A 20,085-nucleotide genomic window follows, 5' to 3' on the forward strand; every position below is an offset into this window, starting at 1 on the left:
GGAGGGAGAGTTCCTGATGCGGAGACTCTCTGCAGTGTTGATGCCTGGGGTGCTTGTGGTGGGGGTGGTGGTTGCGGGGCCGGTTTCAGGTGCTGCGGCCGAGTCTGTGGTTGATCCGTTGGATCTGGGGTTGAGTGGTCCGGATCAGCAGCGGTCGATGAGTTTGCCGGAGTCTCGGTTGGTGTTGAATCCGCAGAACTTCTATTTGCCGGAGTCGGAGGTTGAGCAGAACACGGGGCCGTCGATGCCGTTGGGTGCGGGGTATTACGCCCATGATGAGGCGGTCACGATGCCTGACTTCTTCGAGTTGTTCGAGGGGGCTGCTGGGGATCCGCCGGTGTTGGCTGATGATCCGAGTGGGATCGAGGTCGGGTTTGCTGATGAGTTTGATGAGTTTTCGGATGAGTGGGTGCCCGAACCCGGTCTGGACGTGAGCATCGTTGATGGTGTGGCGCACCTGTCGGTGTTGCCTGATTCGCCGGTTCCGTGGCCTGCGATGGCTCGTGAGGTGACGGTGGACATGGATGTGACGCCGGTGCTGCGGGTGGCGTTGCCGTCGGTGAGTGGGCAGTGGGCGTTGAAGCTCAATGATGGTGCTGATGTGGATATCGAGGTTCAGCCGGGTTCTTCTGCTGGGGGTGTGCACAGTTTCGACCTGAGCTCGATCACGTGGTGGGGTGGTGAGCAGACGTTCACGATCAAGTTCTTCGCGGTCGGTGGTGATGCGCAGATCCAGATGGACAGTCTGCGGTTGCAGGGCCAGCAGGCTGGTTTCGTCGACAACTTCACTTCCGAGACGTTGGAGTGGGATGTTGGCGCGGGTATGGGCGCTGAGGTTGCTGATGGTGCGTTGACGTTGTCGGTGTTGCCGGAGAACCAGTACGGCTATGGCGCGATTCAGCGCGGGGTCGATGTGGATCTGGATGAGTTCCCGGTGTTGCGGCTGGCGTTGCCGAGCACGTCCGGGGACTGGGCGTTGAAGGTGAGCGCTGGTGGTGGTGCGGATATCGATCTGGAGGCGGGTTCGAACGAGTCCGGTGTGCATAGCTTCGATGTTGTTGCCGCGACCGGCTGGTCGGGCTCGACATCGTTCACGATCAAGTTGTTCGCTGTTGGTGGTGGCGCGCAGATCGTGGTGGACAGTGTGCGCTTGGTGAGTGCGGCGCAGGGTCAGCAGTGGGTCCACGGTGCTGATGAGTACGAGAACTTCTGGTCCCCGGCCTCGCTGGACTTCTCCGCGACCTACCCCGGCGGAACTGTCGTCCAGGGCGCAGACACCATGGTCGGCTTGGACTCGATGGTGCGTGAGATCACGATCGAACAGGCTTCTGCTGAGGGAGACGTGCTGCGGGTAGCCGGTAGCTTCGTCGGGGCTGTCGACGTCGATACGGGTGCCGGTGTGATCACTGTCGAGGACGAGAACGTCAGCTATGCGGTCGCGCTTCCTGGACTCGGGGACGTGTCCTTCTTCGAATCGCTCGAAGAGTTCGAGGTCGGTGGGCCTGCGTCGACTGAGCCGACGTCCCGGATGGGTGTCTGGGCGGCATCGGTGCCGGCATCGGCCGCGCAGGTGCGCATCGGTGCGGGCTTCTCCGTCGATGACACCGAGGAGGCGGTGGCACGCGCGGTGGAGGCCGCCGGGACTTCTGCGGCGGATGCTCGCGCGGACCTGGTCGAGTTCTGGGCCGAGGCGTTGGCTGGGGTGCCGCACCCGGATGACTTCTCCCTACTGGGAGTGTCTGACGATCGCGGACTCACCGATGAGCAGGTCCGCAGTGCGTACTACCGGGCGTTCGTGGCGTTGTATTCCAACGTGTTGCCGCCTCAGCCCGAGACTGGGTTCGCCTATCGCACGGTGGCGACCGGTAAGCCCTCGATGTGGAACCACGGGGCCGACGGGGCACGATCGGCGGCGGCGTGGGAGAGCTTCATCGGCGTCCAGTTCCTGGCCTATATCGACCCGGAAGCGGCGTGGGACTCCTACAACGGCTTGATGTCCTTGGTCGATGCTGAGGGAACGTTGGGTGGGGAGAGTTTGCCCAGCCGCAAGGCTCAGGCCGCGTGGGTGCTGTATGCGATGACCGGGGACGAGAACGAGTTGGCGACCAGCTACGACTCGCTGATCCGGTTGCTGCAGTGGCAGGCCGAGAACCCCCGCTGGATTTACGGCGCCTACGACCACCCCGGCGAGCGAGACTCCGAGTTCGTCACCTCGTTGATCGTGGATGTCGATTACGGCATCCAGATCGCCGAGGTCCTGGGCCACACCGAGGACATCACCATGCTGGCGGACCTGCGCGCGGAGCTCCTCACCGGATACCAGGAGGATTTCTGGGAGTCCCCTGATGAGCTCCCGGCGCGGTGGTACATCCCGGGCGACCCCGAGTGCGACGTCCTCGGAGCATGCTTTGGCGACGAGTTGCACGATCTCCAGACGCTGAGTTCGATGCACCTGGAGGGACTCGACGACGAACGACACGCGACCCTCGAGTCGTTCTTCGACTCGGTCTACCGGCCGGACGAGCAGCTCGCCGGCTTCGCCGGCGTGAAGTACACGAGCCTGTCATTCACCGCGTACGCGCTGTTCGATCACGGTCGGGCGCAGGCGGCGCAGACGCTCACCAGCACCCTGCTGCGCGACATCGTCGCCAGCGGGTCCTTCGCAGAGGCCTACAACCCGTCCGAATCCGGCCCCGTCCCGATGGGCGTGCGCCCCTCGATCTTCGGCCTGGCTTCCGTCATCGACGCCGTCTGGCTCAACAACGGGTACCGGATGGACCTGGGAGAGCCCCACGCCTTGCTAGCTCCAGGAGTCGAGGGTGGCCTGACCGGCATTGCCTATCGTGGCCTGGAGCTGAATGTGGCTGCTGATGCCGCGGCTCAGGAAGTGGTCTTCTCCGATAGCGCTGTTGCGTCGACCGAGGGATGCAACACCATCACCGGAGTCGCGATCGGCTCCACCATCGCCCTTCCCGCCGAGTGTGAGGGTGGCACCGATCCCGACCCGACGGATCCAACCGACCCGACGGACCCGGGCACGACAGATCCCGGTGCTGGGCCTGACTCGGAGGAAAGCGTGTCCGAGACGCCCACCCTCGGTGGGGACAGCACCGGCGGCCGCGACGGACTGGCCGACACTGGAGCCGGGGTGCTGCCGCTTGCGCTGGCGGCGCTGTGCGCCCTGCTTCTCGGCGGGCTGGTCCTGCTTGCTCGTCACCAAGTGGTGACCGCTCGCAGCTGAGCACGTTCCGGCGTCGATCCGGCCCCACCGCGGGACCGTCGCCGGAACTGTGTCTGCACGCCCCTCAGGCGGTGGTTATCACAGGCGGCTGCGCAACCACTTCACCTGGCGTACCCAATGGGTGGTGCCGCCGCCTTCGTGGCCGTTGTATGGGTAGACCGCCATCTCCTTGTCCGCGCTCTCCAGCTGGTGGTAGGCGGCAAAGACGGTCGACGGCATCGAGATGTCATCCATCAAGGCGACCGACATCAGGACCGGAGCCCGCACCGAGGAGGCGAAGGAGACGCCGTCGAGATAGGACAGCGTGCGCAGCACCTGGGGGGTGGAGTCGCGGTGAACGGACAGATACTGACGGAGTTCGCCGGCAGCGTCGGCTGAGGCCAGTTGCAGGTAGCGCTCGAGATGGCACAGGAAGGGCACATCGGGCAACGCGGCGCGGACCAGTGTGGACAACCCGGCCGCTGCGAGCGCGACCCCACCGCCTTGGCTCGTGCCGGTGACGGCGATCCGCGCGGGGTTGACGACGTCCAGTTGCGCAGCCGCCTCGACGAGCAGGACGGCGTCGGTGTAGAGCCGCCGGTAGTAGCTCGTTGTCGGATCGTCGATCCCGCGGGAGAGGAAGCCACCCGCTGCCGGGCGGCTGCCATGGGGATCGGGTGTGGCGCCGGGGCCGCCGTTCGGCCACGCGCTGCCCTGTCCTCGCGTGTCCATGACCAGATGGGCAAAGCCGCTGGCGGCCCAGCCCAGCCGGTCGCCGGCCCATCCGCGCCCGCCCCCGTAGCCGATGAACTCGACCACTGTGGGGAATGGGCCCGGCCCGCTCGGGTGCAGCAGCCATGCCTTGATCGGGTCGCCGCCGAAACCCGAGAACGTCACGTCCCATGCCGCCAGCTCGGTGAGAGGAGTCTCAGCCCGGGACACCACGGTCTGCCGCGCCAGTGCTCGCGACTCCTGCAGCGTCGAGGACCAGAACTGGTCGAAGTCGGCGGGCCGGGAAACCTGGGGACGGTAGGACCAGAGCTCATCCAGCGTCAGATCGGTCTGGGGCATGGTGAGCGGTTCCTAACTGTTCACACGGAAGGTCTCCGGGCCCGCCCCGAGGGCGCAGGCACGCTCCAGCGCGTCGGTGGCACCCATCTCGCCCCAGGCAACATGAAACCGGAACTCGTGGAAGCCGCTGACGTCGGCCCGGAAGTTCGTCTCCCACGTCGTGTTCAGGGCCCATGCGGCAACCTCGCGCTGATTCGCCTGCTGGTCCGGGCCGTCGTTCAATCGGATCGCTCGGTGGTCGATACCACCGAGAGAGATTAACGGTGTGTCCGGAGTGGCGACGGCGACCGCGTAACCGCCGGCCTCCTGCACGAAACCTCGCTGGAGGAGCAGGTAGTCCTGCAACGTGCCGTGGATCTGATCGATCGCCGGGCGTAGCAGCGCGCCGGTCTTCTCGACCCACAGCGTCCCGGCGCCGTCCGGCCCGAACGGCAGGGGGAGGAGGAGGTTCTCGGCCTCCCAGCTGCCCGCGGCGCGACATCTGACCGAGACGTTCAGCAGCGGTTCGATCATCGAGCACTCGAGCTCGACCCGGACGTGCTCGAAGCCGGGCAGGCTCAGCTGTAGCTCGGCTCTGGTGGCAATCGGACCGCGGGAGGTCACCCTAGCGGCGGTGACCTTGGCACTGGTGACCGCCGCCTGGGCAGGAGTCCTGTTCCTCCCGGACGCCATCCGGGGGCCGACGGGGTCGGAGCCGCTCTGCCATCGCGAGTGCACAGCGGCGAACGGCGCCTGGCCCGTGCCCCGCAGAATGCTGCGACCGGTGGCGAGGTCGACCACCTCGGCGATCCCACGATGCGGGTCGAGCACGATGCGGGTTCGCGCTCCCTCCAGGACGTGCTCGTCAGTGTCCTCAGCGCCATTCGTGCTGACGTCGGCGACACGGTCCACCCCGGCGATCTGGCCGCTGTGTGCCGGCTCTTCACGCACCTCCACGACCGTGTCGTAGCCCGGGGGCATCTCGAGCTCGACGAGCAACTCGACCCCTCGCGGCACCGGGCGGCTCTGACAACGCAGGGCTCTGCCCTCGTGGTAGGCGACCGGCTCCGTGCCCAGGCGCGTGAAGAGCCAGTCATCGATGTGCAGGCGTAGCACTGACAGTGTCGATGCCGATGTGTTGACCGCTCGGTAGCGCAACGGCTCGTTCTTCGAGGGCAGGAACGTCTCCCCACCAGCAGCGCGCGCCCGGGTCAGCGCAGCAGTCGCAGCCGCATGGGCCTGTGCCGCTACCGAGGTCTTCGCGACGTCCTGTGCGACGACGTCGGTCAGCCAGGGCATCAGCACCGAGTGGGAGTGACCCCACGTGTGCTCGGCGTAGATCGCGAGCTGTTGTTGCGCATCGTCGACGTCGGCGAAGATGTCCGCGCCGGTGATGGCGGCCAGGGCCTGGGATCGTTCGAGGCGGCGCTGGGCGTCGCGAGCGACCCGGAGCTCGCGAGGCGTCGAGGCGACGCCGTCCGCCCACCAGTCCGTCCAGTCGCCGCGCTCGGTGGGGATGTCGCCAAACGCCGGCTCGTCCCGGAGTGCGTCGAAGAATTCATCGGCGGTGGACAGGCGAACCTGTACGCCGTCCGGATGCCGTTCGTTCCAGTCTCGGACGGCGTCGACGAGTGCAACATCGGGGGGAGCGTTGTCGGAGGCGGCACCCGAGATCAACGCCGGAACTACGGAATACGGGTAGTCGCGTTCGGCGAGTCCGTCGAGGTAGTCCGCCATGCGATCCCGGCGCATCTGCGCCGACGCGGATGCGCCGTGTCCGTCGTAGGCGTCTCTGATCGTGTAGCTCATCGCCCCGCGGGGGCAGAACCCGAGATCGTTGCCGAGTTGGTAGTGCGGTGCGACCCAGGCGAGCACCCGGCCACCCGTCGGTCCCTCCCACCAGAATGCGCGCTGGTCACGGCCGCCCGGCGCGAGTCCGTGGTGAGCGTGAATGCTCGAGAACAGGTGCTGCACGCCGTGCCGGGCCAGGATGTCGGCATATCCCCAGGAGTAGCCGTTGATGTCGGCCGTCAGCGCGGTACGCAGCGGTTGAGCGTGAGCGGCGAACCAGTCGGTGGCGCGGGCCGTGACCGAGTCCAGCGTGACGGCGTCGATCACCTCCGTCAGGTTGAGGTAGCTGGCCGACCCGCCGACCTGACCCGACCGGAGCAGTGCGGCTAGCTCGTCGACCTGCTCGCTGCCGGCAGTCGCGAGAAACTGCTCCAACTGCCAGAAGTTCTCCATCTGCCAGCGATAAGTCGGCGTCGACCGGCACGCCCGGACCACCTCGCGCAGAAAGTCCGCGTGAGCACGAGCCACCTCGGCACGAGGGGAGGTGTAGCCCAGGTCAGTGTGCGAGTGCGGGATCAGGTGGACCGTGAGTGGGCGCGCGGTCGAACGCATCATCGAGAGCCTTTCGAACGTCAGGCGAGGGCCGGCTCCGCCGCGAGTGAGACGGCCCGGCCCCCTTCATGTGACGCCAGGGCAGCGACTGCCAGCCGGTGCGTGGCTGCCGCTTCCCTGGGGTGCGCGGTCGCGAACCGGGGCCCGAGTTCGCCGGTACGTTCGGCCAGGAAGCAGGCCCACATCTGCAGGATCGCATCGGAGAAACCGAACTCGAAGATCCCGCCCGTGACGGTCGGCCAGGCCGACTGGCTGCCGGCGTCGATCTGCTGCCAGGCCTGCTCGCTGCCACCACCGGAGAGCGGGATCTTTGCGAAGATCTCCACCCGCTTGGGGTTCTTGGTGCTGAAACGTACGCCACCTTCCATGCCGACCACCTCGAGGAGCCAGGTGTTCTTCTCGCCCGGATCGATCCGCTTGGTCTCCACAGTCATCGGGAAGGAGTACTCGCCGGAGTCGACACGGCAGTGCAACACCGCGTTGTCCCACGTGTCGCAGGGAACGGGAACGCCATCCGGCCCGGGTCGTTCGGTGACGATGTTCTCGAGATCGGCGTAGACCGTACGCGGAGCCCACCCGAGCCGCAGTGGCACGTGCCAGGCGTGCAGACCGAGGTCGTTCATGACCCCCGCCGCACCGCACGTGGCGACTTGGCGCTTCCAGTTGATGGCCTTGGTCACGTCCAGGTCGCTGGAGTGCAGAAAGGCGCTACGAGCCGAGACGATCCGGCCGAGCTCCCCCGAGGCGATCATCCGATAGGCGAGCTGGGCACCGGGGAAGTAGGGCATCTCGCTGGAGCAGCGCACGAAGACGCCGGGGTGCTCGGCGCAGGCGCGCAGGATGCTCTCGGCTGCCGGGGCGTCGATCCCGAACGGCTTCTCGGCCAGAAGGTCCTTCCCGGCAGCGATGACGTCCGTGTATATGGCTTCGTGCAGGTCGTGCCGGACGGCCACGTAGACGACGTCGATCTCGTCCGAGGCGAGCATCTCGTGATAGTCGGTGGTGAGTTGAGTGACCGTGTCGATCTGCCGGAACCACTCCAGGGCCTCGGGCCGGATGTCGCAGACCGCGGTCAGGCGCGGTCGCACTGGGTGGTCGATCAACGCCGGCCATCGCCCGAGAGCGGCGGCGAGCTCGCGCCCCATCAATCCGCCTCCGATGATCCCGATCCGCACATCGACACCGCTCATCGGGCGTGCTCCTCGATGATCGCCAGCGCCTCGTCGACACTGGCATCGGAGTGCACCGTAGCCATCAGTGCCGCCGTGATCCCCGCGGGAGTCCGGTGCTGAATGATGTTGCGCCCGTAGACGATGCCTCGCGCGCCGGCTCGCAGCACGGCATGGGTGCGCTCCAGCAGTGTCCGGTCATCCACGCGACCGCCGCCGCGCACGAGCACAGGAACCTCACCGGCCACCTCGATCACCCGCTCGTACTCGGTGATGTCCTCGGACGGGTCGGCCTTGATCAGGTCGGCACCGAGCTCGACCGCCTGCCGAACGAGTGTGGTAATCCGGTCGATATCGCCGTCCACCATGTAGCCTCCGGCGGTCGCGTTGTCCTGCATGACCAGTGGTTCGATCATCAGCGGCATACCGAACCGAGTGGCTTCCTCTCGCAGCGCCATGATCGACCGGATGTTGGCCTCACGGATCTCCGGGCGGCCGGGCAGCTGCATCAGGTTGACGCACACCGCCACGGCGTCAAGGCGGACCGCGACCTCGATCGCGTTCGGGACGTGATGGCTGAACAGGTGCTCGTCCAGCGGGTTGCCGTACACGTTCGCGACATCGGTGCGCATCACCAGCGCCGGTTTGTCCCGTTTCGGGATGCGCTGCAGCAGTGGGGCCTGCCCCATGGTCAGCTGAACGGCGTCGGGAGCCGCGTCCACCAGAGTTTCCACGGTTGCTGGCATGTCGGTGATTCCGGCCAGGAATGAGGGTTCACCGAAGAAGCCGTGGTCTACGGCCACGTCGAGCGCGCGGCCGGAAGTCGGATGAAACAGCCGGTTGAGGCGATAGGCAGTCACGTGCGGTCCTTGTCCGTCGTCGGGGGATCGCGGCTGAACGCCACGATGTCGATAGGTGCGATATGGCCAGCCGTGTGCCAGAGTAGTGCTGCGAAACAACGTTGTCTACCTGAACAAAGGAACCGCAGCATGCGCAGAGTTGCCGTCGCTGGGCACGTGTGCCTCGACCTTGTCCCCCGGCAGTTACCGCATGGCGGGCTGGCGCCAGGATCGCTCGTCGAGGTCGGACCGATCGAGGTCTCACTCGGAGGAAGCGTCGCCAATGCTGCCCGAACGTTGCAGCATCTCGGGCACCCGGTGCGCGCATGTGCCGTCGTCGGAGATGACGACCTCGCCGATGTGCTGCGCAGGCGGATGGTCGGTCCGCTGCTGCAGGCTGATCTCGTTCAGGTGCCGTCGACGACCTCGTACAGTCTTGTGCTCGAGCCTGGCGGGCAGGACCGGGCGTTCTGGCACCACGTGGGCGCCAACGCCGCGTTCGGCGCAGGTGCACTGGACCTCTCTGGCATCGATCTGCTGCACCTCGGCTACCCGTCATTACTGCCCGGGCTGGTCGTCGACGATGGTGAGCCGCTGCTTGCGCTGCTGCGCGACGCCCGGCAGCAGGGCGTGACGACCTCGGTCGACTTCGCCGTTGTGAGTCCGGCGGATCGCGCGAGCGGGCCCGACTGGGAGCGCCTGCTCCCGGCCCTGGCGGCCGAGTGTGATGTGCTCTCCCCCAGTTTGGCCGACTTGCGGTCGATCCTGCCCGACGGCGAACAACTGGCATCGTCCTTTGCGAAGCGGTTGGTGGAGTGGGGGGCGGGTGTGGTCGCCGTCTCCGACGGCGAGAACGGCCTGACGCTACGGGCCGGCGATCGTGCGCGCCTGCGCGCAGGTGGCGCCGCCCTTGCGCCGCTGGCCGATGCCTGGGCTAGCACATCGCTGCACCAGCGGGCCGTGCCCGTTGATCGAGTGGTGACCACGAATGGTGCCGGTGATGCTGTGAGTGCTGCGCTGCTCTACGCACTCTCCGTCGAACTGGACCCCTCCAGGGCAGCGGCGCTGATGGCCGCCGTTGCGGCGGCGGTCGTCTCCGGCCAGGATCCGGGAGCGGATGCCATCGCTCAGCTGTGCCCGGAGCTGGCGGCGCTGGGCGCGATCGAGATCACGGCCAACCAACCGCCGGCCCGGTTCTATCGCGGGGGTGCACAGATTGCAGGCTTCCGCGGCCAGGCGCACGCGGACGACTACACCCCGGAGGACTGGGTGGCCTCGACCGTGGAGGTCCGTGGCGACGAGCCGACCGGTCTCACTCGCCTTCCGGACGGGACGATCCTGCGCGAGGCCATCGCGGCGCAACCGGAACACTGGCTGGGTGCGGAGCACGTGGCCCGCTTCGGTGAGGACACGAAGCTGCTGGTGAAGCTTCTCGACGCCGGGCAGCGCCTGCCGGTCCATGCCCATCCCGACGGCGCGTTCGCCCGACGGGAGGTCGGCACTGCTCACGGCAAGGCGGAGGCCTGGTACATCCTGACCCCCGGCACCGTGCATCTCGGCCTGCGTGAGCCGGTCCGCCAGGAGGAGATGGCTGACCTCGTCGCGCGCCAGGACGCCGAGACCATGCTCGGCCTCCTGCACGAGATTGCGGTGCAGCCGGGCGACTGCGTCTACGTTCCTCCCGGCGTGCTGCACGCGATCGGGGAGGGGATCCTTCTGGTGGAGGTGCAGGAGCCAGAAGATCTGTCCATCTTGCTGGAATGGCGGGACTTCGATCTGGACGGTGCCGCACACGGCCACCTGGGTCTAGGTTTCGATCGCGCCCTGGAAGCGGTCGACCTGACGGCAATGACGACCGACCGCCTCGGCGAACTCGTCATGGCCCCAGCCGGAGGTGCGTGCCTGCCCGAGGAAGCCGAGCACTACTTCCGGCTCGAGGTGATCTCGGTCGCCGGGGTGACGGACTTGCCCACCGGGTACTGCATCGTCGTGGGTCTGGAGGGGGACGTACAGATCGGCGGAACCGGTGGGACGCCCACGTCGGTGGCCGGTGGAAGGTCGGCATTGGTGCCGGCCTACGTTGCAGCGCCCTGGCTGGCCGGCACCGGTCGCGTGGTCGTGCTGCGTCCACCGCCGCCGTGAGGGGCGCGGACCCGCAACGGAACCGGCGGGTATGAAGCAGCGCTGATTGTAGGGTGTTGCCGACCTGCACCGAGGAGGCGCCCCATGGATCGTGGCCCCACGATGATCGACGTGGCCGAAGCGGCGTCTGTGTCTTTGAAGACCGTCTCGCGGTACGTCAACGGCGCCACGAACATCAATCCGGAATTGGCCGAGCGCATCCGCGAGGCGGTCCAAACGCTCGGTTACCGGCGCAATCTTGCAGCTGCCAGCATCCGCCCGGGGTGGACCAGCAGGATGCTCGGGCTGATCATCGGTGACCTGGGAAACCCGTACTACTCCACACTGGCGAGAGGAGTCGAGCGGGAGGTGCACGCACGTGGGTACATCCTGACAACGGCCAGCTCGGATGAAGACGCCACGCGTAACGATGAGCTCGTCGACCGCATGCTCGAGCAGCGGGTGGACGGGTTGATCATCGTGCCTCCGTACACCGGCGGGCGTTCCTGGGCCGACTTGCCACCCCCGCTGCCGCCACGGGTGCTCGTGGACCGGCCGGCTCCCGAGGGCGGCGGATACACCGTGCTCGCGGATAACGCCGCAGGTGCGGCGCGCGCGGTCGAGCTGCTCGTGCAGGAGGGTGCCACGCGCATCGCCTTCGTCGGCGACTCCGAACTCATCTCGACCATGGCCGAACGGCGCCAAGGCTATGAGTCGGCGCTCCAGGCTGCCGGTATCGCTGCTGACCCCGCACTGGTCGACCACGGTGTGCACACCGACGAGCAAGCGGAACAGGCCGTGGAGCGACTGCTGGCCGACCAAGGTGCCGACGCCGTGTTCGCTGCCAACAACCGCGCGTCGATCGGTGCGCTGCGCGCGTTCCGCGCTCGTGGCGAGCGCGTGCCGCTCATCGGATTCGACGACTTCGAATCGGCTGAGCTGACGTCGCCGGCCACGACTGTCGTCAGCCATGACATCGCGCGGATGGGTGCGATTGCGGCACAGACCTTGCTCACCCTGATCGACGGGGATGAACCCGCCGCACTCACGACCGTGCTGCCCGTCGCCCTGCGTCGGCGAGGTTCGGAGCGGGCGGCCAGGTAGCTCTGGCGATAGCTCTCGGGTTGACATGGTTGTCAAGATGTCGAGAACCGGGTACCGTTCTACGAAACAACGTTGTTTCGAGAGAGATGGGCGGTAGGTCTCACCGTGTTGATCGAAGCCTCTGCGCGGAAGCCGCGACGGACCAGGAGTCGCCCCCGGTCACGGGCGGTCCGCAGTGACAAGAGCATCCTGATCCTGGCCGTGCCGGCCCTCGCGTTCTTTGCCGTGTTCAGCTACGGCCCCATGGTCGGTGTGATTGTCGCGTTCAAGGATTTCAGCATCGTTGACGGGATTCTCGGCAGTCCCTGGAACGGTCTGGAGAACTTCCGCTTCTTCTTCGAATCCGGCAACGCGGCCCGAGTCGTGCGTAACACGCTGATGTTGAACGCACTCTTCATCGGCGGGACGCTCATCTCCGGCATGGCGCTGGCGATCATGATCAACGAGGTTCGGCTGCGGCTGCTCAAGCGGACTGCCCAGTCCGTGGTGTTCCTCCCGTACTTCATCTCCCCGATCGTCATCAGTGTGATGCTGCAGGCGTTCCTGTCCGGCTTCGGTGGCAGTGGCGGGATGGTCAACGGGCTCCTGGACGGCTTCGGTATCTCACCCGTCTCCTGGTACACCGAGCCCGGTGCGTGGCCGTGGATCCTGACCGTCGTCAAGATCTGGCAGATGGCGGGCTACACGTCGATCATCTATTTGGCGGCCATGACCGCGATTCCTACGGATGTCTATGAGGCGGCGGTCCTTGACGGTGCCTCTCGCTGGAAGATCGCGGTGCGCGTCACGATGCCGCTGATCCTGCCGGTGACCGTCATCCTGCTGGTCCTGCAGATCGGCCGCATCTTCATGGGTGATTTCGGCACGATCTACGCGATCATCGGCGACAACGGCACCCTCTTCGAGACCACGGACGTGATCGACACCTTCGTGTTCCGTGCGCTGCGCACCAGTGGCGACCTCGGCATGACGGCGGCCGTCGGTCTCTTCCAGTCCGTCGTGGGCTTCGTGCTCATTGCGACAACGGCGCTCATCGCACGCCGTATCAGCCGAAAGTCAGGAGGGTTGTGAGGTCATGACCGCCACTGTTACGAGGAACACTTCCACGCCCGCAGATCCCTCACCCGCGTCACCATCGTCGCGACGGGCTGGCCCCCTGCGGCGCGCCCTACGGGGAGACCCGTTCGTGGGCGTCAGCACCGTCGCCGTGACGGTGTACGCCTTGGCCTGCGTGATTCCGCTCTGGATCATCCTCGCGTCCTCCCTGACGGCGGAACGTACGTTGGTCCAAACGGGATTCAGCCTGTGGCCCTCGGACTTCTCGTTGGAGGCCTACAAGGCCCTGTTCTCCGGGAACGACACTCTCATCAACGCCTATCTCGCCACGCTGGTCATCACAGTGGTCGGTACAGCGGGCGCAGTGATCGCCACGCTCGGGATGGGATGGGTCATCTCGCGCCGGACGGCGATGGCGCGACGCTTCATGGTCGTCGTATACATCCCGATGCTCTTCAACGGCGGCCTTGTTCCGCTGTACATCCTGGTCACGCAAGTACTGCATCTGCGCAACACCTACTGGGCGGTCATCCTGCCCCTCCTCGTCTCACCGTTCCTGGTGTTCGTGGCGATGGCCTTCTTCCGGGACATCCCCGAGGCCGTGCTGGAGTCTGCGCGGATCGATGGCGCCAACGAACTTCGGGCGTTCTTCTCGATCGTGCTCCCGATTGCCACACCGATCGTGGCGGTGATCGCGCTCTTCTATGCCGTGGCCTATTGGAACGAGTGGTTCTTCCCGCTGCTGTTCATCAACGACCCAGATCTACGACCACTGCAGCTCCTGCTGCAGAACATGATCGGCAATCTCAATGCAGCACAGGCGCTGCAGCCGACCTCGGGCGTCTCCGCGCCCGTCTATCAGTTGAGGATGGCGCTGACCGTCGTGACGATCGGCCCGATCATCCTCGCCTACCCCTTCATCCAGCGCTTCTTCGTCACCGGGCTCACGCTCGGTGCGACCAAGGGCTGATGACGCTTCCCCTACAGATTGGAAGACCCGTGGTACACCCTCTCGCCTCATCCGTCAGCCGTCGCCGGATGCTCCAGGGCTCGTTCGCGCTGGGTGGCGCCGGCCTGGTCGCCGCACTTGCCGGATGCCAGTCCGGCTCCGGTGACAGCTCTTCCGGAGCCGCCACGCTGAAGTCGCTGCTACCGGGGGACGTCCCGCAGCGGTGGACCGAAGTGCTCGCCGCCGTCAACACCAAGCTCGAGGCCGATACCGGTCTGAGGTTGGACCCCGAGTTCATCTCCTGGACGAACTACTCCGAGCAGGAGATGCTGAAGTTCACCACGCAGGAGCCGTTCGACTCGGCCCTCGAGGCGACGTGGCTGAACCTGGCACAGCTCCTGTCCGACGGGGCACTCGCGGACATGACAGAGCTCTGGGAGAGCGGCCGGTTCGAGAACCTCAACGCCACGATCGATGAGCGCATGGTGGAGTACGCCAAGTACCAGGGGAGCCTCTACACGATCCCGCTGGTCGCGAACTTCACCAGTCCGCCCGGGTTCGTGATCCGCCAGGACTTGGCCGACAAGTACGGCATCGGTGAGATCACCGACTACGAGACTCTCGAGAAGTTCCTCTATGACGTCAAGCAGAAGGATCCCGATCTCATCCCCTTCGGGCTCGACGCAGGATATGTGAACAACACCGTGGTGCCCAACCCGGTCGCGCTGTTCAATGCGCAGTCGTGGGACGACCCGGCCAAGTGCGTCCAGCTGCTCGGCACCCACTTCGAGGGGTCGGACCTGACCCCGGTGCCGTTCTGGGAGCAGCCGGACATCCTCGAGTCGCTCGATCGCATGCGGCAGTACTACCTCGACGGCATCCTGAACGAGGACGCGCTGACCCTCGACATGAGCGCGGTCCGCAGCCTATTCGCCCAGGGAAGGTACGCCTCGACCACTGCCGGTGCAGACGGCCTCACCAGCCCCACCTTCGGACCCGTCGCCGACAACGTCGAGGGAGCAGCGATCGCCCAGGTCTTCCCCTTCACGGCCGGCCTGGACGCCGTCATCCCGGCCACCTTCCAGGCGGCGAACAACATGGTCGTGCCCGCCTATGCCGAGACGTTGGAGGAGGTTTTCGAGATGATGGATTGGCTCTCTGTCCAGGAGAACCACGACCTGCTCTCGTACGGCATCGAGGGAGAGGACTGGGAGGCGACAGGCGAACACTCCTACGAACAGATCAGCGGCTATTCGTTCCCCGCGTTCGCGATGTCGTGGCGCACGCCGCTCGAGCGCGGTCTGGCCGGCGCGGTCGAGAGCGACCGCGCATGGGTGGAGTGGACCCGCGACTTCGAGAACTTCACGGCCGACCACCTCGCAGGCTTCTATTTCGACTCCTCCGCAGTGGCCTCAGAGCAGGCGCAAGTCAACGCCGTCTTCGACGAGTACGTCCTTCCGCTGTACGCCGGTGTCAAGGACGTCCAGCCGGGGCTCGACGAAGCGCGCAGCGCGATGGAAGACGCCGGCTACGAGACAGTCGTCGAGGAGTACCGCCGTCAGGCCACCGACTATCTCGCTGGCTCCTGATCGCGCCGGAACCGGACCCACGACCCCACCCCGATAGGACATGATGCTCAGCACCATCTGGCTCGACGGCGAGGACTGGACGCTCCTCGGCTGGCGTCGCAACGACTGGGAGCTGGCGAGGACGCCGGCGGCGGACAAGGTGGCCAACCCGGACGTGGCCCCGGTGGCGATGCCGATCCCGGGCTCGGTCCGTGGCGCGCTGCTCAGTGCCGGCGTCATCGCGGATCCGACGATCGGTCTGCAATCCCGGGACGCGGAGTGGGTTGAGCACCGCGACTGGGAGATCCGACGGCAGTTGCCCGACGGGCTACTCGGCGGCCACGACGGTGAGGCACAACTGTGGCTGCACTGTGCCGAGCTCGACTATGCCGGGGCAGTTCTGCTCGGCGATCGGGAAGTCGGGCGGTTCCAAGGCAGCTTCGTCCCTCATGAGTTCGACCTGACCGAGCCGTACGAGGACGGCGAACGGACGCTACGGATCATCCTCACCGCAGCGCCGGATGGTCTGGCGCAGAACGGGTGGACCTCCCGGATCCGGGCATTCAAGCCGCGTTTCAGTTACGGCTGGGACTGGACTCCTCGGATGGTTTCGGCGGGGATCCCGGGCCGGGTCCGGCTCGAGCAGCGGCCACGGGAGGGCGCGCGGCTTGTCGTCAGCGCTCGGGGTGACGTCGATGTCTCCCGTGAGACGGCGGTCCTGGAGGTCGCGGCCCGTGCCGTGGGCTCCAGGGCCGCGGAGGGCAGTGCCACCGTCGAGGTGCTGCTCGACGGCGAGGTCGTCGGCACGGGCCCGGCACCTGCACTCGATCTGCGCGTCGACGTGCCGGCCGATCGCTGGGAGCTGGCTGGTCGTGGCGAGCAGCCGTTGTACGAGTGTCGCGTGCGCCTTGTTTCCGGCGGCGGCTTGACCCTCGACGAGACGGTCCAGCGCCTGGGCTTCCGGAACGTCTCCTGGTCCTCGCCCGAGGGGGCCCCGGCCGACGCTGACACCTGGCTCTGTTCGGTGAACGGCACACCCATGTTCCTCGCCGGGGTCAACTGGGTGCCGATCCGGCCGGACTACGCCGATGTCACCGAGGCCGACTATCGGCTCCGGCTGCAGCAGTATCGGGAACTGGGTTTCGCGATGGTCCGGGTGTGGGGAGGGGCGGGCCTCGAACGCCCCATCTTCTATGACCTGTGTGACGAGCTGGGGCTGCTGGTCTGGCAGGAGTTCCCGCTGTGCTCCTCTGGTCTGGACAACGAGCCGCCGAGCGATCCGGAGTTCATCACCGATCTGGTGAGAGTCGCTGAGAGCTACGTGCAGCGCATCGGGCACCACGCGTGCCTCGCGCTGTGGGGCGGCGGGAACGAGCTGACCCGGGTGGACGAACCCGCGGTCCCTGGCTCGCCGCTGACGAGTGACCACCCGACCCTCGGGGCACTCCGCCGCGTGATCGCCGCCGAGGATCCGATGCGCAGATACATCGCCACATCCCCGACCGGTCCCCGCTTCGAGGCTGACGCAGCCGAGTTCGGACTGGGCCTGCACCACGACGTGCACGGTCCCTGGGAGTTCACCGGGACCAAGGAAGAGTGGCAACAGTACTGGGACCACGACGACGCCCTGATGAGATCCGAGGTGGGCGTCGTCGGCGCATCGTCCATGAGCCTGCTGGAACGGCACGGGCTGCTCGAGGCGAGCTCGGGGGCAGAGTTGCGACAGTTGTGGACCCACACCTCCGGATGGTGGTTGGCGCCGCTCGACGACTGGTTGGAGGAGGGGCACGACCTGTCGGAGCTGCCGCACTGGATCGAGCGAAGTCGGGTGCGCCAGGCCGAGATGCTTGCCTACGCGGCGCAGCGCAGCAAGGACAGGTTCCCCCAATGCACCGGCTTCTTCGTCTGGCTCGGCCATGACACCTTTCCGTGCGCCGTGAGTCTGTCGCTCCTCGACTATGACGGCGAGCCGAAGCCAGCCGCGCGCGCACTGGGTGAGGTCTTCACGGACTGAGTCAGCGGCCCTCACGCATTCCCCGTGCCCAGCGGCCCCGGTCGCACGGCCAGTCGCTCAGGGCCCACCGATTGGTATGACCGCACCAAGGAGATTTCGAATGGACCACCAACTCGCCGACGCTCCGGCCGCCAGAGCGCTGCGACAGACCGGGCCTGACCAGCAGCGCTCGCTGAGCGTGCCCAACAGTCGCATCGTGCTCAACCCACAAAACTTCTTTGCCGAGGCCAGCGAGGTCGAGCAGAACTGTGCCCCGTCGCTGCCGCTCGGACTCGGGTACTACGCCCACGACCAGGCATTGTTCCTGCCTCGGTTCCTCACCCTGTGGGCCGTGCCGCGCAATCCGACGCCTCCCGTGCCGGTGTGCGAGTATCTCGACGCTGCGCACTGGAGTGCGGGACCGGACATCCGGCTGCACGCGGACGGCACCGTACTCGAGGCAGCGATCGCCGCAGCGCACGCACACAGCGGGTCGATTCGGCGGCGAATCCGGGTCGATCCCGCGCGCCCGATCCTGCGGGTGGGTATCGGATCGGTACATGGCCAATGGGCGCTGCGCCTGCGCAACGATGCGGGCCGCACTATCCACGTGCAGGACGGTGCGGCCACGGTCGGCCTGCACCGCTACGACCTCGCCGCGCTGCTCGGCGACACGGACGGCTGCGATGTGGAGCTAATCCTGGAGCTCCTCAGCGCCGGGGCATCAGTGCGGGTCGAGGAGATGGCGCTGGTCCCGGAGCGGGATGAGTCCATTGCCGGGGCGCGGCAGTTCAGCACCGACTGGTCGCCGGGCGGCCTGGGCTTCGCGGCCGACTATCCCGGGGGGGGAGCGCTGCACGGCAACGACGTTTTCGTCGGCGAGCACGGCGTGCTCCGCGAGGTGACCCTCGACCATCGCCTGGGTGAGAGCGCCACCCTCGTAGTGGCCGGCGAGTACGTCGGTGACGTCGAACTCGACCATGCAGCTGGTGTGGTCCGGTTGCGCGCCCCGCACGCGTACCTGGCCGTCACCGTTCCGAACGGGTCGCAGATCCGCTACTACGCCGACGAGACCGAACTTCAAGCCGGTGGTCCGGGCTCGGCCGAACCGCGCGCGAGGACCGGGCTGTGGGCGGTCACCATCGCACCGGACGTCGGGTCGTTCCGCCTCGGTTGCGGCTTCTCGCCCACTGACCCCGACGGAGCCGCGCAGGCGGCCACGACTGCTGCTGCGCACTCCGCCGACGAGCGCGCCGAGCACTGGGACTCGTTCTGGGACGGCGTGCTCGCGCGGGTCCCGCACCCGCACTCGTTCTCGCTGCTTGGCCTCTCCGACGACGAGGGAGTGGGTCCGCAGGACGTACGGGCGGCCTACTACCGAGCATTCCTCGGGCTGTACGCGAATGTGTTGCCGGCGCAGCCGGAGAGTGGGTACCACCACCCCACCGTGGCCACCGGCAAAGGGTCGATGTGGAACTACGGCGCGCCGGGCGCACGCACCGCCGCCGCCTGGGAGACGTTCCTGGCGATCCAGTTCCTCGCGTACGTGGATCCGGAGGTGGCCTGGGCGTCGTTCCACGGGCTGATGACGCTCGTTGTCGAGGACGGCTCACTCGCCGGGGAGGGCCTGCCCAGCCGCAAAGCCCAGACGGCGTGGATCCTGTTCGCGCTCACCGGAGACCGCGACGCTCTCGCCGCCCACTACCCGGCGCTGCGCCGACTGCTGCACTGGCAGGCCCAGCACCCGCGATGGGTCTACGGCGACTACGACTACCTCGGCGAACAGGACGCGGAGTTCATGACCTCGGCGGTGATCGATCTCGGGTTCGCCCAGCAGATCGCTGCAGTGCTCGGTGAAGCCGCCGACGTGGCGAGATATGAGGAACGACGGACCGCACTGCTTGCCGATTATGCGGCGCACTGCTTCCGGGGCGTGGAACGCGCGGCGATCCAGCACTGGTTCCCGGATGACCCGGCCTGCGGACCACGAGGTGGTTGCGAGGGGCTGGGTTTGCAGGTAGCGATGGGCCTGGCGATCGACGGCCTGCCGGACTGGCAGCGCGCATCATTGCTCGCCCGGTTCGACGCCCAGTTCGATCCGCACGATCAGCTCGGGGGCTTCGACGTCGTCAAACACTCCAACCTCGGGTACACGGTGGATGGGCTGATGCTCAGCGGCAGATGGGAGCAGGCCCAGACGCTGGCGAATATCGCTCTCCGGGACGTGCTGCGGAGCGGATCCTTCGCCGAGGTGTACGACCGGAGCGCGTCCGGGCCGCGGCCCGGAGGCGTGCGGCCCTCGATCTTCGGCATGACCCAGGTCATCGACACGGTCTGGCTGAACAATGGAGTCCGGATGGACGGCGGGGCGCCCCAGGTCATCGGACTTCCGGACGTGCGTGGCGGGCTCGACGGTGTGCGTGTGGGATCGCGCACCTGGCAGGTGGAGGTAGACGTTCCCCGCGGTGGTGCCTGGCTCACCGACGCCACCACCGGGCAGCGACAAGCATTCGCCCTCCCCACGGGATCCAGCGTCCCCATCACTGCCAGCAGCCATCTCGAGACGGCGATGCCTGCGCCGCGCACACCGACCCCCGCCGCCCACGAGTAGGA

At 66.9% G+C, this 20,085-nt stretch carries 12 protein-coding genes; 8 read left to right on the top strand and 4 right to left on the bottom strand.

Annotated features, from left to right (window positions below; genetic code table 11):
• Positions 1–157 precede the first annotated feature (157 nt).
• Positions 158–3,241, top strand: a complete 3,084-nt coding sequence (locus IM660_RS01515; RefSeq protein ID WP_193497690.1) for a hypothetical protein — start codon at positions 158–160, stop codon at positions 3,239–3,241.
• A gap of 78 nt (positions 3,242–3,319) precedes the next feature.
• On the opposite strand, the gene IM660_RS01520 is transcribed toward IM660_RS01515, so the two are convergent.
• The 4 genes from IM660_RS01520 to IM660_RS01535 are packed head-to-tail and all read right to left on the bottom strand — an operon-like array spanning position 3,320 to position 8,702.
• Positions 3,320–4,291 carry an acetylxylan esterase gene (locus IM660_RS01520; RefSeq protein WP_193497691.1) on the bottom strand — a complete coding sequence of 324 codons (972 nt, stop codon included), beginning with the start codon at positions 4,289–4,291 and terminating at the stop codon, positions 3,320–3,322.
• A gap of 12 nt (positions 4,292–4,303) precedes the next feature.
• A complete protein-coding gene (locus IM660_RS01525) occupies positions 4,304–6,673 on the bottom strand; it encodes a glycoside hydrolase family 38 N-terminal domain-containing protein (RefSeq protein WP_193497692.1) in 2,370 nt (789 codons plus the stop codon).
• Between the two features lie 20 nt (positions 6,674–6,693).
• Entirely contained in the window at positions 6,694–7,863 is a 1,170-nt protein-coding gene (locus tag IM660_RS01530; protein WP_193497693.1) for a Gfo/Idh/MocA family protein, read from the bottom strand.
• Complete coding sequence (locus IM660_RS01535; RefSeq protein ID WP_193497694.1) at positions 7,860–8,702, bottom strand: class I fructose-bisphosphate aldolase; 843 nt, start codon at positions 8,700–8,702, stop codon at positions 7,860–7,862. The genes IM660_RS01530 and IM660_RS01535 overlap by 4 nt, the downstream gene beginning before the upstream one ends.
• Before the next feature lie 129 nt (positions 8,703–8,831).
• On the opposite strand from IM660_RS01535, the gene IM660_RS01540 reads away from it, so the two are divergent.
• The 7 genes from IM660_RS01540 (at position 8,832) to IM660_RS01570 (ending at position 20,083) form a co-directional block, all read left to right on the top strand.
• The gene (locus tag IM660_RS01540) at positions 8,832–10,823 is read left to right on the top strand and encodes a PfkB family carbohydrate kinase (RefSeq protein ID WP_193497695.1); all 1,992 of its coding nucleotides are present in this window, start codon (positions 8,832–8,834) and stop codon (positions 10,821–10,823) included.
• 84 nt (positions 10,824–10,907) lie between these two features.
• Positions 10,908–11,906: a LacI family DNA-binding transcriptional regulator gene (locus IM660_RS01545; RefSeq protein WP_193497696.1), complete on the top strand. Its 999-nt coding sequence runs from the start codon at positions 10,908–10,910 to the stop codon at positions 11,904–11,906.
• A 201-nt stretch (positions 11,907–12,107) separates the two neighbouring features.
• Entirely contained in the window at positions 12,108–12,977 is an 870-nt protein-coding gene (locus tag IM660_RS01550) for an ABC transporter permease (protein WP_210769053.1), read from the top strand.
• A 115-nt stretch (positions 12,978–13,092) separates the two neighbouring features.
• Positions 13,093–13,932 carry a carbohydrate ABC transporter permease gene (locus IM660_RS01555; protein WP_193497697.1) on the top strand — a complete coding sequence of 280 codons (840 nt, stop codon included), beginning with the start codon at positions 13,093–13,095 and terminating at the stop codon, positions 13,930–13,932.
• Between the two features lie 68 nt (positions 13,933–14,000).
• A complete protein-coding gene (locus tag IM660_RS01560; protein WP_193497698.1) occupies positions 14,001–15,500 on the top strand; it encodes an ABC transporter substrate-binding protein in 1,500 nt (499 codons plus the stop codon).
• A gap of 40 nt (positions 15,501–15,540) precedes the next feature.
• Positions 15,541–17,493, top strand: coding sequence for a glycosyl hydrolase 2 galactose-binding domain-containing protein (locus IM660_RS01565; RefSeq protein WP_193497699.1), 1,953 nt, complete (start codon positions 15,541–15,543; stop codon positions 17,491–17,493).
• A gap of 100 nt (positions 17,494–17,593) precedes the next feature.
• Entirely contained in the window at positions 17,594–20,083 is a 2,490-nt protein-coding gene (locus IM660_RS01570; protein WP_193497700.1) for a hypothetical protein, read from the top strand.
• Positions 20,084–20,085: the final 2 nt, after the last annotated feature.

The organism is Ruania alkalisoli (genome assembly GCF_014960965.1).
Classification (GTDB): domain Bacteria; phylum Actinomycetota; class Actinomycetes; order Actinomycetales; family Beutenbergiaceae; genus Ruania; species Ruania alkalisoli.